The organism is Rhodanobacter sp. B2A1Ga4 (genome assembly GCF_018101315.1).
GTDB lineage: Bacteria > Pseudomonadota > Gammaproteobacteria > Xanthomonadales > Rhodanobacteraceae > Rhodanobacter > Rhodanobacter thiooxydans_A.
The window spans coordinates 80,046-94,518 of the sequence record NZ_JADBJR010000003.1; the positions used below are offsets into that span (position 1 = coordinate 80,046).

General features: G+C 66.4%; 11 protein-coding genes. All 11 read right to left on the reverse strand.

Features of this window, described 5'->3' with window-relative positions; translation table 11 throughout:
* Window positions 1–59: 59 nt before the first annotated feature.
* The 11 genes from IMW82_RS11260 to IMW82_RS11310 all read right to left on the reverse strand — a co-directional run bounded on the left by IMW82_RS11260 (window position 60) and on the right by IMW82_RS11310 (window position 14,427).
* A complete protein-coding gene (locus IMW82_RS11260) occupies window positions 60–1,274 on the reverse strand; it encodes an FtsX-like permease family protein (protein WP_211004499.1) in 1,215 nt (404 codons plus the stop codon).
* A 64-nt stretch (window positions 1,275–1,338) separates the two neighbouring features.
* Window positions 1,339–2,661 carry an ABC transporter permease gene (locus tag IMW82_RS11265; protein ID WP_211004500.1) on the reverse strand — a complete coding sequence of 441 codons (1,323 nt, stop codon included), beginning with the start codon at window positions 2,659–2,661 and terminating at the stop codon, window positions 1,339–1,341.
* 87 nt (window positions 2,662–2,748) lie between these two features.
* Complete coding sequence (locus IMW82_RS11270) at window positions 2,749–3,984, reverse strand: FtsX-like permease family protein (protein WP_211004501.1); 1,236 nt, start codon at window positions 3,982–3,984, stop codon at window positions 2,749–2,751.
* 86 nt (window positions 3,985–4,070) lie between these two features.
* The gene (locus IMW82_RS11275; RefSeq protein ID WP_211004502.1) at window positions 4,071–5,378 is read right to left on the reverse strand and encodes an ABC transporter permease; all 1,308 of its coding nucleotides are present in this window, start codon (window positions 5,376–5,378) and stop codon (window positions 4,071–4,073) included.
* A gap of 160 nt (window positions 5,379–5,538) precedes the next feature.
* Complete coding sequence (locus tag IMW82_RS11280) at window positions 5,539–6,792, reverse strand: ABC transporter permease (protein ID WP_211004503.1); 1,254 nt, start codon at window positions 6,790–6,792, stop codon at window positions 5,539–5,541.
* An 87-nt stretch (window positions 6,793–6,879) separates the two neighbouring features.
* The gene (locus tag IMW82_RS11285; RefSeq protein ID WP_108472713.1) at window positions 6,880–8,196 is read right to left on the reverse strand and encodes an ABC transporter permease; all 1,317 of its coding nucleotides are present in this window, start codon (window positions 8,194–8,196) and stop codon (window positions 6,880–6,882) included.
* 155 nt (window positions 8,197–8,351) lie between these two features.
* Entirely contained in the window at window positions 8,352–9,593 is a 1,242-nt protein-coding gene (locus IMW82_RS11290; protein ID WP_211004504.1) for an FtsX-like permease family protein, read from the reverse strand.
* A gap of 10 nt (window positions 9,594–9,603) precedes the next feature.
* Window positions 9,604–10,914, reverse strand: coding sequence for an ABC transporter permease (locus IMW82_RS11295; protein ID WP_211004505.1), 1,311 nt, complete (start codon window positions 10,912–10,914; stop codon window positions 9,604–9,606).
* 109 nt (window positions 10,915–11,023) lie between these two features.
* A complete protein-coding gene (locus IMW82_RS11300; protein ID WP_211004506.1) occupies window positions 11,024–11,746 on the reverse strand; it encodes an ABC transporter ATP-binding protein in 723 nt (240 codons plus the stop codon).
* 151 nt (window positions 11,747–11,897) lie between these two features.
* The gene (locus tag IMW82_RS11305) at window positions 11,898–13,169 is read right to left on the reverse strand and encodes an efflux RND transporter periplasmic adaptor subunit (protein WP_211004507.1); all 1,272 of its coding nucleotides are present in this window, start codon (window positions 13,167–13,169) and stop codon (window positions 11,898–11,900) included.
* 283 nt (window positions 13,170–13,452) lie between these two features.
* Complete coding sequence (locus tag IMW82_RS11310; protein ID WP_211004508.1) at window positions 13,453–14,427, reverse strand: aldo/keto reductase; 975 nt, start codon at window positions 14,425–14,427, stop codon at window positions 13,453–13,455.
* Window positions 14,428–14,473: the final 46 nt, after the last annotated feature.

The following is a 14,473-nucleotide window of genomic DNA, read 5'->3' on the forward strand; positions in this document are numbered from 1 at the left end:
CAGGCAAAAGCACCCCTCCCCAACCCTCCCCTGCAAAGCAGGATAGGGAGTAAAAAGCGTCACACCGACCGCGTCGCCACCACCGGCGGCACCGCCGCCGCGCGCAACGCCGGGCCGAGCACCGCCAGTTGCCCCAGCCCCCACAGCGCCAGCGCACCGATCGGCAGGTAATACAGCGGCAACCGCGGCAACTCGTAGTGCTGCATCAGCATCAGGTTCAGGCCGAACGCGAGCAGCATGCCCAGCGCGATGCCGCCCGTGACGATCAGGAAATTCTCGGCCTGGAAGTAGCGCAGGATGTCGCCGCGGGTGGCGCCCAGCGCGCGGCGCACGCCGATCTGGCGGCGGCGCTGCTGCACCCAGAAGCTGGCCAGGCCGACGATGCCGAGCGCGGTGACCAGCAGCAGGGCGGCGATCACGCCGACAAGGATGCCGGCCATGACGCGGTCCTGCCGGAAATAGTTCTCGCGCAGGCTGCCGATGGTCTGGCTTGCCTTGCTGTCGAGCACCGCGTCGGGGGCGATGGTGGCCATCGCGGCCCGCGCGTCGCGCAGCACCCGCGGCAATTGGACGGGATCGGCGCGCAGCAGGTAGACGGCTGCAAGCTGTATACCCGGCTGCGCCGGCACGTATACCGACCATTCGATTGTGTTCGGGCCGCCCTCGCCACCGTAGGGACGCGCCAGGTGTGCCAGCACGCCGGCCACCCGGAAGTGGAATTTCCCGGTCCAGAATTCCTTGCCCAGCGGGTCGACGCCCGGCCACAGGTGCTCGGCCAGCGCGCGGGTCACCCACACGGCGGAGTCATCCGGCACGAAGAAATCGACCGGCTGGTAATCGCCGGGCTGCGGCACGCGACCAGCGACCAGCTGCACGCCGAGCGCCTTGAAGCTGCCCGGGCCACCGACATAGAAATCCACCACGCCACCGAAGCGTTTGCCCTCCGGATCGGTGGTGATGCCCGCGGTACCGGCGTGCTCGCCGAACGGCACCTGGTTGATCGCGCTGACCGACTGCACGCCGGGAAGCTTGGCAAGGCCGCTGAGCACGCGTGCGTTGAGGTCGACACCCCTCGCCGGGTCATAGCCGGTCAGCTTGATGGCAGCCAGGGAGCTCTCGTCGACGCCGCTGATCACCCGGGTCTGCTGCACGCGCTTGACGATCAGGAAGCAGGCATTGCACAGCACCGCGCAGGCCAGCGCGATCTCCAGTGCGATCAGGATGGTGGCGAGGCGATGCTTGCGTAGTGCGGTGAGGATGGGCTGGATCTGCATGGCTCTTGGCTCTTCTTGAGGAGTGCGGCCATGGGTGGCCGCTTTCACGCGCAGAGATAGCGCACTAAAGCGTCTTCAGTTGCAGGCTGGGCGCCATGCGGCTGGCACGTAGCGCCGGCAACACGCCGGCCAGCAGGCTGGCGGCGAGGGCGAGAGCGAACGTGGCCAGGAACATCGCCGTATCCAGATGCACAAGATCGGCATACTCGACCGGCTGGCTGCGGACCAGCCACAGGCCGAACAAGGTCAGCAGCAGGCCACCCGCCCCGCCGAGCAGACCGATCAGGCCGGCTTCGACCAGGCACTGCGCAAACACCGCCGCGCGGCTCGCTCCCAGTGCGCGGCGCACGCCGATCTCGCCCGCGCGGCGCAGGAACTTCGCCAGCAACAGACCCACCGTGTTGAACAGGCAGATCAGCAGGAAGGCAAATGCCAGCCACGTCTGCAGGCGTACATCGCTGGGCACCACCTGGTTGAAGTCGAGCCACTCCATCAGGCTGCGCAACTGCGTGTTGTCCGCATGCACGAAGCGCCCCAACGCCTTTTGCTGGGTCGCGTAGTCGGCCACGAACCGGCGGTAGTCGGCGACCTTGGCCGCGCTGTCCAGCTGCATCCACAACGCCACCCACACGCAGGGCGAGTTCTGCAGGTGCGCCGGATCGCCCGGCATGCTCCAGCAGGTGAACGGCTGGAAGCCGCCGGCATTGATTTCCAGCGAACTCTGGAACGGCATAAAGACATCTTCAGGCCGACTGTAGAAAACCGCCGTATTGCCGTTGGAGAAGCGTCCGCCTGCCACGTCGTAGAACTGCGGCGATGGCCGCCACGGTGCCAACACACCGATGATGCGCACATCCGAATCCTTCAGCCGCAGCGTACGGCCCACACTGTCGGCACCGTTGAACAGCTTGTCGTTGAGATCCGACGAGATCACCGCAACCCGAGCCCGGCTCTGGTCGTCTTGCGCCGTCCACCCGCCGCCATAGCGGAACGGCACATCGAACATCGGGAAGAAATCGCTGGTGGTCGACAGCATCTGCGCCATCAGCGGCGGCAGGTTCACCTGCGGCGCCGTCAGCCGCAGCTGGCTGCTGGTCACCATTGCCTGGCGGTCTGCACGGTGCGCGCTCCACAGATCCAGCGCGGAGCGGTAATCCATCATGTCGTAGGGCTGATGGTTGGCGGCCGGACTTGGATCCGGGTCGACCTGCGGATAGAACAGCGTGCCGCTGCGGGTCGGTACCGGGTCGCCGGACAGCAGGTGCATCACCGTCAGCGTGGTCATGCTGGCGCCGATGCCGACGGCAATCGCGATCACCATCAGCGCGGTCAGTACCTTGTTGCGCTTCAGGCTGCGCAGCGCGAGGTCGAGGTAGTAGCCGAACATTGCATCACTCCATCTCTGGTCACGTCCCCTCCCCTGTTTGCCCCGAAGAGGGATTCCCTTCAGTCACAGTGGAGGGAATAAAAAGCGTCACACCGACCGCGTCGCCACCACCGGTGGCACCGCCGCGGCGCGCAGCGCCGGCCCCAGCACCGCCAATTGCCCGATCAGCCACAACACGATGGCGCCCACCGGGAAATAGATGGCCGGGAGCCTGGGCAATTCGTAATGCAGCATCAGGAACAGGTTGATGCCGTAGGCCAGCAGCATGCCCAACACGATGCCGAAGCCGGCGAGCAGGAAGTTCTCGGTCAGGAAGTAGCGCAGGATGTCGCCGCGGGTGGCGCCCAGCGCGCGGCGCACACCGATGGTGCGGCGCCGCTGTGCCACCCAGAAGCTGGCCAGACCCACGATGCCCAGCGCGGTGACCACCAGCAGCGCCACGATCACGCCCACCAGGATGCCGGCCATCGCGCGGTCGTTGGCGAAGAACTTCCCGCGCAGTTCGTCGTAGGTGCGCTGCTGGGTCACCACCCGTTGCGGGTCGGCTTTCTTCAGCGCGGCCACGGCGGCCTTGAGCACCGTCTCGCGATCCTGCGGCCGGGTGCGGATGACATAGCTCTGGTTCTTGCCCGCGCCCATGAACAGCGGCAGGACGACCGAGTAATGCGCGGTGGCGTCGTTGTAGGCGTTGGCACGCGCCAGGTCAGCCAGCACGCCGACCACCCGCACGCTCACCTGGTCGGTGAGGTAGATCGTCTTGCCCAGCGGGTTCTGCCCCGGCCAAAGGCGGTCGGCCAGCGCCTGGGTGATCACCGTGACCGCAGCAGGCAGGGCCTTGGTGTTGCCGCTGGCCAGTGCCTTGACCACCACATCCGCATTGACGATCTCGTCCGGCTGCAGGTTGCGCCCGGCCACCAGCCGCGCGCCCATGGTCTGCGGAATGTCCTCGCCGAAGTAGGTGCCGGCGCTGAGCGTGGGCTCGCGCTGCGCCGGATCCAGCTTGAGACTGGCGTTCGACGAGGAGCCCTCCATCGGCAACTGGTTGGTCAGCGCCGCCGCCTGCACGCCCGGTACCTGTCGCAACACGGCAAGATCTTCCCTCGCCCGGGCGAAGATGTCGGGCGTGGGTGCGATCTGGGCCAGCTGGATCTGCACCAGCGCATGCTCGTCGATGCCGCTGGACATGTGCATGTGCTGCAGCCGGTGGCCGATCATGAACACCGCGTTGCACACGATCGCGCAGGTCAGCGCAATCTCCAGGATCAGCAGCCACGCGGTGATCTTGTGTCGCCGCAGCGTGGAAAGTATCGGTCGCAGTTCCATGAGTCTTGTCCCATGCCCCTGATCGGAGCGGCTTTTCTTGAGTAGTGCGGCCATGGATGGCCGCTTCCACGCGCAGGGAAAGCGCACTAATTACTTTTCAGCTGGAGCGCGGGTGCCACCTGGCAGGCGCGCCAGGCCGGCAGCAGGCCGGCCAGCAGGCTTGCGCCCAGCGCCAGCAGGAAGGTGGTCAGCAGCATGGCGGGATCGAGGTGCGCCAGCGCGGCATAGTCGGAAGGCCGGTGCCGCACCACCCACAGGCCGAGCAGCGCCAGCAGCAGGCCGCCCACGCCGCCCACCAGCCCCACCACGCCCGACTCGATCAACAGCTGCGCGAACAGCGCACGCCGCGAGGCGCCCAGCGCGCGCCGCACGCTCAACTCGCCGGTGCGACGCAGGAACTTCGCCAGCATCAGGCCCACCGTGTTCACCAGGCAGACCAGCAGGAAGCCGAAGGCCAGCCCGGCCTGCAGGCGCACGTCGTCGGGTACCACTTGTTGATATGCCAGCCACTGCATCAGGTTGCGCAGGCGCACGTTCGGCGCCTTCACGAAACGCCCGAGTGCCTTCTGCTGATCGGAGTAATGGACCAGGAACTCCTTGTAGTCGGCGGCCTTGGCCGGCGTGTCCAGCTGCACCCAGAACTGCATCCAGACGCAGCTCGACGCGGGATAGATGGTTCCCACGCCGCCGGTGCCGTTGCCCCAGCAGTCGGTGGAACCGTTGTGGTCCACGTGCAGGTCCAGCGCGGTCTGCAGCGGCATGAACACCTGCTCGGCATAACCGTAGGAGCCGGTATTGAGGTCGTAGAAGTGCGGGCTGGGCGTCCAGTCGTCGAGCACGCCCACGATGCGCAACAGGCTGCCAGCCACGAGCAAGGTGCGGCCCACGCTGTTGCTGCCGCCGAACAGGCGCTCGTTCAACTCGCTGCTGATCACCACGTCGCGCGCCTTGGCCTCGTCGTCGGCCGCGCTCCAGCCGCGGCCGTAGCGGAACGGCGCCCCGAACATCGCGAAAAAATCCGCTGTGGTGTAGCGCGCCTCCACGTAGAACGGATCGATCGCGGCGGAGTCCGGCTGGATCGGCACCGCGCCGCCTGTCATCAGCGCCTGCCGATCCGCCCGCCCCGCATGCAGCAGGTTGAAGCCGTCGATCTCCGTGAGCTGCTGCGGCGGCTCCTGGCCCGGCATGATGCCGCTGTTGTCGCGCGGATCGACCTGCGGGTAGTACAGCGTGCCGCTGCGCCCCGGCAGCGGATCACCCGACAGCACGTGCAGCACGGTGAGCGTGGTCATGCTGGCGCCGATGCCCAGCGCGATCGCCAGCATCATCAGCGCGGTGAGCGCCTTGTTGCGCCTGAGGCTGCGCAGGGCGAGGTCGAAGTAGTAGCCGAACATTCCATGTGCTCCATTGTTCTTGACCCCTCCCCCTGCAAGCCCCAAGGGACTTCCTTCGGTCGCAGGGGGAGGTCGGGAGGGGGTGCTTTTGGCTTCAAGGTCAAAAGCCTTACCCCTCCCCAGCCCTCCCCTGCGAGCGCAGGGGAGGGAGCGAAAGTCATCACGCCGCCCGCGTCGCCTCCACCGGCGGCACGTTGGACGCACGCCTGGCCGGCACGAACACCGCGGCCTGGCCGATCGCCAGCATCGCCAGCACGCCGGCCAGCACGTACGACAGCGGGATGCGGGTCATCTCGTAATGGCTCATCAGCCACATGTTCAGACCCACCGCCAGCAGCACGCCGATCACCACGCCGGTGCCGGCGATCAGCAGGTTCTCGATCTGGAAGTAGCGCAGGATGTCGACCTTGCGCGCGCCCAGCGCGCGGCGCACGCCGATCTGCCGATGCCGCTGGCCGACCCAGAAACTGGTGAGGCCGACGATGCCGGCGGCGGTGACGCAGAGCAGGATCAGGCAGACCACGCCCATCAGGATCGCCATACCGACGTCGGCACGGTAGGCACTGGCACGGATATCGGCGAATGACTTGACGCTGTCGTCGTCGAGCACGCGCATCGGGTTCACCGCATACAGCGTCGCGGGCACGGCGTGCATCGCCGCATCGCGCCGGCCCGGTTTGGCTCGCACCACATAGCGCGCAAAGTTCGCATCCAGCCGGGCCGGCACCAGTGTCGAGTTCCAGGCGAAATCGTTGCCGAAGCTGCCGGTGCTGGGTGTCTGCAGGCGCGCAACCACACCGATGACGGTGCTCGGTGCACTGCTGCCGTCGGTATAGACCACCTTGCCTACCGCACCGCCTTGCGGGAACAGCTTGTCGGCCAGCGCCTGGGTCACGATCACGATCGGACGATTGCGCTGGTCGCGGGCACCCTGATGCTGCACGTCAGCGGCAGTGAAGGCGCGGCCGGAAACCAGGCGCAGCCCCAGCGTGGCCAGGGCATGCTCGTCGGTGAAGTAGTACGCCGTACGCGTAATGCCTTTTTCAAATTTCTGATCGGGCTTGAGCGACAACGCACCCGTCCACGAGGAATTGAGCAGCGGTATCGAATTGCTCGGCGCCACCGAGGCCACGTCGGGCAGGTTGCGCAGCGCCGCCAGGTCCTCCCGCTGCATCACGTCGAGTTTTTCCACGCCGGCCGGATCATCCCCGCTCGGCGCACCCACCCATTGCTGGGAGACCAGGAACAGATCGTTCTCGTCGAGGCCGGTGGGCCGGTTCACCCGTTCGACACGCTGGCCGATGATAAACACCGCATTGCAGACGATCGCCAGAGTCAGCGCGATCTGCAGCGAAATGAGCACGACGCCGGCCTTGTGTTTGCGCAATGCCGCAAGAATGGGATGCAGGGTCATGATGATTTTCCTTTTACTACCCTATGAAGCCGGCTTTATTGAGGAGTGCGGCCATGGATGGCTGCTTTCGTGCATGGGGACAGCACGCTAATTGGACTTGAGCTGCCACGCCGGCTGCACGCGCGAGGCGCGGAAAGTGGGATAGAGCCCGGCCAGCATGGTCGCGATGACGGCCACCAGCAGGGTGAGCACGAGCAGCGAGAAGTCGACCCGCGCCAGTGCGGCGATGTCCTTCGGCAACACCCAGCCCACGCTGGCCACCCCGACACCGGTCAGCAGCAGGCCAAGCAAGCCCCCGCTCAACCCGACGATGCCGGCCTCGACCAGGAACTGCGCATAGATCGCCAGACGCGGCGCACCCAGTGCGCGGCGTACGCCGATTTCGCCGCTGCGACGCAGGAACTTCGCCAGCAGCAGGCCGGTCGTGTTGACCAGGCATGCCAGCAGCAGGCCCAGCGCCACCAGCAGCGATACCTTGGTATCGCTGGGCACGACGTGCTGGTTGTCCAGCCATGACGGCAGGTCGCGCAGGCGGTTGTTCGGCGCCCAGCCAAAGCGGCCGGACTGCTGCATGTCGCGCGCATAACCGTCGAGATACTGCTTGTAAGCCGTCACCGCAGCCGCGTCGTCCAGTTCGGCCATGTAGGCAATCCACACGCAAGCGGAGTGCTGCAGGCCGACGAATCCCGATTCGGCCGGCACCGCGTTGCAATTGGTATTGCCGTCGTTCGGCATGCCAACCGCGATGGCGCGCTGGAACGGCACAAACACATCCTCGACACCGGTGGAGAAGCCGCCGCTGTTGACCACGTCGAAGAAACGCGGCTGCGGATTCCAGTCGTTCAGCACGCCAACCACGCGATAGTCCTTGCCCTCGACGTTGACCGTCCTGCCCACGCTGTTGCTGCCACCGAACAGCTTCTGGTTGAGCTTGCTGCTGATCACCACCACGGCGGCGCGTTGCGCGTCGTCGGTGGCGCTCCAGCCGCTGCCGAACAGGAACGGCACGTCCAGCATCGGGAAAAATTCGCTGTAGACCGCATGGCCGCTGACGTTGATCGGATGCTTGCTGGCATCCGCCGGCACGATCGACGGGGATATCTGATACATCGCCGACTGCAGCTTGGCGCGGTGATCGCGCATCAAGGTGATCGCCTCGTTGTAGGACATCGCGTCCGGCGGCTCGCCGTCGCTGCCGCGTCCGTTCGGCCCCCAGTTGTCGATCTGCGGCACGAACAACTGCGCGGACTTCCACGGGATCGGATCGCCCGACACGGCACGGAACACCGACCAGGTGGTCATCGACGCGGCCACGCCGAAGCCGATCGCCAGCACCATCAGCGCGGTGAGGCCGGGGCTGCGTTTCAGGCTGCGCAACGCCAGTTCGAGGTAGTAGGAAAACATTGCTGTCACTCCGTTGTTGGTCTCCTCCCCCTGCCTTGGCAGGGGGAGGTCGGGAGGGGGTGAAGCTTTTGAGGCAAAGAGCAAGAGCGCCCCACCCCAGCCCTCCCCTGTTTGTCCCGAAGAGGGATTCCCTTCGGTCACAGGGGAGGGAGAAATCACACCGAGCGCGTTGCCTCCACCGGCGATACGCGCGAGGCGCGCAGCGCCGGCGCGAGCACCGCGCCCTGGCCGAGCAGGAGCAGTGCCACCATGCCGATGCCCACGTAGGCCATCGACATGTGGCTCATCTCGAAACGGGTCACCGTCCATAGGTTGAAGGCGACCGCCAGCACGGCGCCCAGCACCACGCCCGTCGCGCTGATCAGGAAGTTCTCGGTGAGGAAGTAGGCGAGGATGTCGCGCTGCCTGGCGCCCAGCGCGCGGCGCACGCCGATCTGCTTGCGGCGCTGGCCGACCCAGAAGCTGGTGAGGCCGACGATGCCCGCGGCGGTGATCGCCAGCAGCACCACGCTGATGATGCCCATCAGGATCGCCATGCCGCGGTCGCGATCGTAGACCTTGTGACGGATGGTGGCGTAGTCCTGGATGCCGTCCTTCGGCTCGATGATGCGCAGGCGGCTTTGCGCGTACAACGCCTTGGGCGCCTCGCGCATGGCGTCGGCGAGCTGGCCGGGTTTGGCGCGCACGATGTAGTAGATGCCGCGCGCGTCATCCGCCCGCATCGGCCAGATCAGCGCCTGCCCGGCATAGCCGTTGCTCCACTGGTCCACGCCCTGCCGGTGCAGCGGGTCGACGATGCCGACGATGGTGCTCGGCTCGGTGCCCATCGCGTAGAAGCTTTTGCCCAGCGCCTTGCCGTCGGGGAACAAACGGTCGGCCAGCGCCTTGCTCACGATCGCGGTCGGAGGAGTGATGGCCTGCTGGGTGCCCATCACCATCACCTCATCAGGGCGGAAATTGCGCCCAGCGACGAGCTTCAAGCCCAGCGTGTCGATGAAATGCTCGTCGCCGGTATACACCGCCGCATCCGTGGTCGGCTTGACCTGCTCGGGCGTCATGGTGACGAAGTTGTCCCAGCCACCGCCCCTGAGCGGATAGCCGCTGGCAGGCGTGGCGTTGCGCACGGCCGGCAGCTGCCGCAGCGCGAGCAGGTCGGCGCGCACCTGCGCATCGACCTGCTCCGTCGAGCGGTCGAGGTCGGCCCACATGTTGGCGATGACGAACACGTTGGCTTCGTCCACGCCGCTGCTGGTGGAAAGGTTGGCCAGCCGCTGGTGGATGATGAACAGCGCGTTGCACACGATGGCCAGCGTCAGCGCGATCTGCAGCGCGATCAGCAAGGTGCCCGCCTTGTGCCGGCGCAGCGCGGTGAGGATGGGCCTGATCTGGATATGCATGGCGCTCTCCTCAGCTCGACTTCAGTTGCCAGGCGGGCTGCACGTGTGCTGCGCGCCACGCCGGGTAGAACGCCGCCGCCACGGTGGCGAGGATCGCCACCACGAAGGTCAGGCCCACCAACGAGAGGTCGAGCCGCGCCAGCTTGGCGATCTCCGGCTGGAACAGGATGCCCACGCCGGACACGCCCACCGCGGTGAACAGCAGGCCGAGCACGCCGCCGGCGAGGCCCACCGTGCCGGCCTCGACCAGGTATTGCGTGTAGATCTCGCCGCGCGTTGCGCCCAGCGCGCGGCGCACGCCGATGTCGCCGGCGCGGCGCATGAACTTGGCCAGCAGCAGGCCGATGGTGTTGACCAGGCAGATCAGGAAGAAGCCCAGTGCCACCACCAGCGCGATGCGGCTTTCCGGCGGCACCACATGCTGATGATCCAGCCACTGGGCCACGTCGCGCAGGCGCACGTTGGGCGCCCAGCTGAAACGGCCGGCACGTTGCTGTTCGGCGGCATAGTTGGTGAGGAAGTGCTGGTAGCGCGCGACTTCGGCCGGGCTGTCCAGCTCCACCCAGGGCGTGATCCACACGCAGTTGCTCTGCGTGTAATCCGTCCAGTTGGTGAAGCCAAGCTGGCCTCGGCAACTGTTGCGGCCACCGGGATACATCTTCAGGTCCATCGCACGAGTGAACGGAATGTAGATATCCGGTTCATCGGCGAAATAGTCGCCATCGAACAGGTCATAGAAGCGCGGACGTGGATTCCAGTGGTTGACGACGCCTGCTACACGGTAGTCGTGACCAGCAAGATTGATCGTGTGCCCCACGCTGTTCGCACCGCCGAACACCTTCTGGTTCAGTTCGGCGCTGATGACCACGTCGGCGGCACGCGCATCATCTTCCTGTTCGCTCCAGCCGCCGCCGTAGCGGAACGGCACTTCGAACATGGCGAAGAAGTCGCTGCCCACGGCATAACCGCTCGCATTCAGGGGCAGCTCGCGATCACCGCCGGGCATCACCGACATCTGGACCTGATACAGCATCGTCTGGCGCTTTGCCCCATGCGCCCGCAGCAACGCCATCGCGTCGCTGTAGCCCAGCGCCTCCGCCGGCTCACCGTTGATGTTTTGCTGCGGCCCCCAGGTATCGATCTGCGGAATGAACAGCTGTGCCGACTTGCCGGGAATCGGGTTGCCCGACACCGCCCGGAACACGGAGTACGTGATCATCGACGCGGCCACGCCGAAGCCGATCGCCATCACCATCAGCGCGGTGAGGGCGGGGTTGCGGCGCAGGCTGCGCAGGCCGAGTTGGAGGTAATAAGCGAACATGCTCGAGTTCCGGGATTCGGTATGGGGGATTCGGGATTCGGAAAAGCGGCGGTCTCGCGAGCTTGTGCTCTCAACGAATCCCCCATCCGGAATCCCGCATCCCTGCTACTCAGCCATGCGCCTCGTCGGCTTCGACCGCGTGCACGCTGTGGAAGCGCGGGTCTTCCGACAGGTCGACCACCTGGCCGTCGATGATGTGCACGTTGCGCTGCGCGCGCGCGGCCAGTTCCGGGTCGTGCGTGACCATCACGATGGTGGCGCCTTCGCGATGGATGTCCTCCAGCAGCTCCAGCACGCCGCGCGCCATCTGGGTGTCCAGGTTGCCGGTCGGTTCGTCCGCCAGCAGCAGGCGCGGCGAGCCGGCCAGCGCGCGGGCGATCGCCACGCGCTGCTGCTGGCCGCCGGAGAGTTCGGCCGGGTAGTGCTTGGCACGCGAGGCCAGGCCGACGCGTTCGAGCGAATCCATGATGCGCTGCTTGCGTTCCGCCGCCTTCATACCGCGGTAGCGCAGCGGCACCTCGATGTTGTCGAACACGTTGAGGTCGGGGATCAGGTTGAACGCCTGGAAGATGAAGCCGATCTTCTCGTTGCGGATCTTAGAGCGTGCGTTGTCGTTGAGGTTGCTCACCTCGATGCCGTCCAGGTGGTACTCGCCGCCCGAGAAGGTTTCCAGCAGTCCGGCGATGGTCAGGAAGGTGGTCTTGCCGGAGCCGGACGGGCCGGTGACGGCGACGAACTCGCCCTCCTTCACGTCGATGTTGAAATCGCGCAGCGCATAGGTCTCCACCACTTCGGTGCGGTAGACCTTGGACAGGTGGGTCATCTTCAGCATGGTTGTGTCCTTTGGTGGTGGTGATGGTGTTCTGCCCCTCCCCCTGCTGCGCAGGGGGAGGTCGGGAGGGGGTGACGCTTTTGATCTTGTGTGACGAATGGCTACCCCACCCCAGCCCTCCCCTGCATGTAGGGGAGGGAGTGAATCTGCGTCAGTTGCTGATCGCGACCGTGGCCGCGCCCTTGAAGCTGTCGGTGCCGGAGATCACGATGCGGTCGCCTTCCTTCAGGCCGTCGAGGATCTCCACCTTGTCGATGCTGGAGGCGCCGACACGGATCGGGGTTTTCTTGGCGATGCCGTCGCGCACCAGGTAGGCATAGCTGCCGCCGGATTCGTCGACAAACGAGCCGCGCTGCACGGTCAGCACGTTGTCGCGCTTGTCCAGCAGCACGCGCACCGACAGGCGTTGGTTCTGCCGCAGTTGCTTCGGCGTCTCGCCCTCGAAGCGCAGCCGCGCGGCAACCTGGCCGTTGACCACTTCCGGCGAGATCGCGCTGACCAGGCCCTTCCAGGTGTGGCCGTTGCCGCTGATCTCGCCGGCCATGCCGATGCCCAGGTCACGTGCGAAGCTTTCCGGCACCTGCATTTCCACCTGCAGCGCGGACAGGTCGATCACGCTGAGCAGCTGCGCGTCCTTGGCCACGGTGGCGCGCTCGGCGATGAACAGCTGGCCGACCTGGCCGTCCACCGGCGACTTCACGTTGAGGTCGTCGACCTGGCGCTGCAGGTCCTTCACCAGCAGCAGCTGGCGCTCGTGCGCGAGCTTCTTGGACTGGATGTCGAAGTTGAGGCTGTCGTTGTCGAGGCCGAGGTTGGCCTTGGCATGCGCGGTGGCGATCTTCGCCTTGTCCACCGCGTCCTTGGCCTTGTCCACGTCCATGTTGGACACCGCGCCCTTGGCATACGCCTTCTGGTAGCGATCGAGGTTGCGCTCGGCGGTGGTCTGGTCGATGACCGCGTTGTCGTAGGTTTCCTGCAGCGAGGAACGCTGCTTGCGCGCGTCGATCTGCGCGCGCCGGTACTCCACTTCCATCGCGTCGGCGTTGCTCTGTTCCTGCGCCAGCTTGTTGGTCAGTTCCGGGCTGACGATGGTGGCCAGCACCTGACCGATCTTCACCGTGTCGCCGGCATGCACCTGCAGCGTCACCGCGCCGCCGGAGTTGGCGTACAGGGTCGGGCTGACCGCCGCCACCACCTTGCCCTCGGCGGCGATGTCGCGCACGAACGGGCCGCGCTCGACGGTGGCGAAGGCAAGCCGCGAACTGCTGACCGAGGCGGACGCCGAGAACAGCCGGCCGATGCCCGGCGCCAGCCAGGCCAGCAGCGCCAGCACGAGTACGCCGGCACCCAGCAGGATCAGCCGGCGCTTGCGGTTGGGTTTGACCTCGACCAGTCGGTCTTGTGCGGAAGTGTCGCGGATCATCTATGCCGTTCCTGACCGCGTGCAGCGCGGTTGCATACGGTCTTCTGCAATCCGTGTGCCATTCGGAAATGACTAGATAATTACTTGTTTCTCATGCGCTTGGATGGTGACCACGCCATCCGCGCGGTGTCCGCGGACACTGCCCGGACGCCCGGCGATCCGCCGCCGGACGGCCGCGGCACAGCCCCGGCGTCGATCGCAACGCCGACGATGAGCACCGGGACGGGCATCGGGATCCCCGGCGGGAGCCGGTTTCGCATGCCCCGCCCATAGGCCGCCCTGTTCAGCCCACTTCGACGATCCGCCGGATCCGCTGCGCCACCGTCGCATCCAGCCGCGGCAGCAGTTCCAGCGCGTCCAGGTTCTGCTCCAGCTGCTCGCGCTTGCTGGCGCCCAGCATCACCGTGGAGACGTGCGGGTTGAGCAGGCACCAGGCGATCGCCAGCTGCGCCAGGCTGGTGCCCAGTTCGGCGGCGATCGGCTGCAAGGCACGCACCTTGCCCAGGCGCTCGTCGCCGTGGCCCAGCACGCTCTCGCGCAGCCACTCGTAGCCGGGCTGGGCCAGCCGCGAGTCGGCCGGCACGCCGTCGTTGTACTTGCCGCTCAACAGGCCGGACGCCAGCGGCGACCAGATCGTGGTGCCCATGCCGTAGGCCTCGTACAGCGGCGCGTATTCCACTTCGACCCGCTCGCGGTGCAGCAGGTTGTACTGCGGCTGCTCCATCACCGGCGCGTAGAGATGGTTTTCGCGGGCGACCCGGTGCGCCGCGTGGATCGCCTCGGCCGGCCATTCGCTGGTGCCCCAGTACAGCACCTTGCCCTGGCGGATCAGTGTGTCCATCGCTGCCACGGTCTCGGCGATTGGCGCGTCCGGATCGGGGCGATGGCAGAAGTAGAGGTCGAGGTAGTCCACGCGCAGGCGCTGCAATGCCTGGTGGCAGGCTTCCATCACGTGCTTGCGCGACAGCCCGCGCTGGGTCGGCAGCGGCTTGTCGACCGTGCCGAAGAAAACCTTGCTGGAGATGCACCAGCTGTCGCGCGGGAAGCGCAGGTCGGCCAGCACGTCGCCCATCACCTGCTCGGCCACGCCGTTGTTGTAGGTCTCGGCGTTGTCAAAGTAGTTCACTCCGCGCTCGTGCGCCAGCGCCAGCAGCTCGCGTGCCTGCGCGCGCCCCACCTGCTTGCCGAAGGTGACCCAGGCGCCGAACGACAGCGCGGAAAGTTGCAGGCCGGAGGTACCGAGGCGGCGGTAAAGCATGGGGATGTTCCTGTGACGGGAAAGACCGACAGCATGTCCAATCCAC

Excerpts from the sequence above, each read along its gene's own strand:
- IMW82_RS11260 (WP_211004499.1), bottom strand. The coding sequence starts at position 1,274 with ATGCAGATCCAGCCCATCCTCACCGCACTACGCAAGCATCGCCTCGCC.
- IMW82_RS11265 (WP_211004500.1), bottom strand. The coding sequence starts at position 2,661 with ATGTTCGGCTACTACCTCGACCTCGCGCTGCGCAGCCTGAAGCGCAAC.
- IMW82_RS11270 (WP_211004501.1), bottom strand. The coding sequence starts at position 3,984 with ATGGAACTGCGACCGATACTTTCCACGCTGCGGCGACACAAGATCACC.
- IMW82_RS11275 (WP_211004502.1), bottom strand. The coding sequence starts at position 5,378 with ATGTTCGGCTACTACTTCGACCTCGCCCTGCGCAGCCTCAGGCGCAAC.
- IMW82_RS11280 (WP_211004503.1), bottom strand. The coding sequence starts at position 6,792 with ATGACCCTGCATCCCATTCTTGCGGCATTGCGCAAACACAAGGCCGGC.
- IMW82_RS11285 (WP_108472713.1), bottom strand. The coding sequence starts at position 8,196 with ATGTTTTCCTACTACCTCGAACTGGCGTTGCGCAGCCTGAAACGCAGC.
- IMW82_RS11290 (WP_211004504.1), bottom strand. The coding sequence starts at position 9,593 with ATGCATATCCAGATCAGGCCCATCCTCACCGCGCTGCGCCGGCACAAG.
- IMW82_RS11295 (WP_211004505.1), bottom strand. The coding sequence starts at position 10,914 with ATGTTCGCTTATTACCTCCAACTCGGCCTGCGCAGCCTGCGCCGCAAC.
- IMW82_RS11300 (WP_211004506.1), bottom strand. The coding sequence starts at position 11,746 with ATGCTGAAGATGACCCACCTGTCCAAGGTCTACCGCACCGAAGTGGTG.
- IMW82_RS11305 (WP_211004507.1), bottom strand. The coding sequence starts at position 13,169 with ATGATCCGCGACACTTCCGCACAAGACCGACTGGTCGAGGTCAAACCC.
- IMW82_RS11310 (WP_211004508.1), bottom strand. The coding sequence starts at position 14,427 with ATGCTTTACCGCCGCCTCGGTACCTCCGGCCTGCAACTTTCCGCGCTG.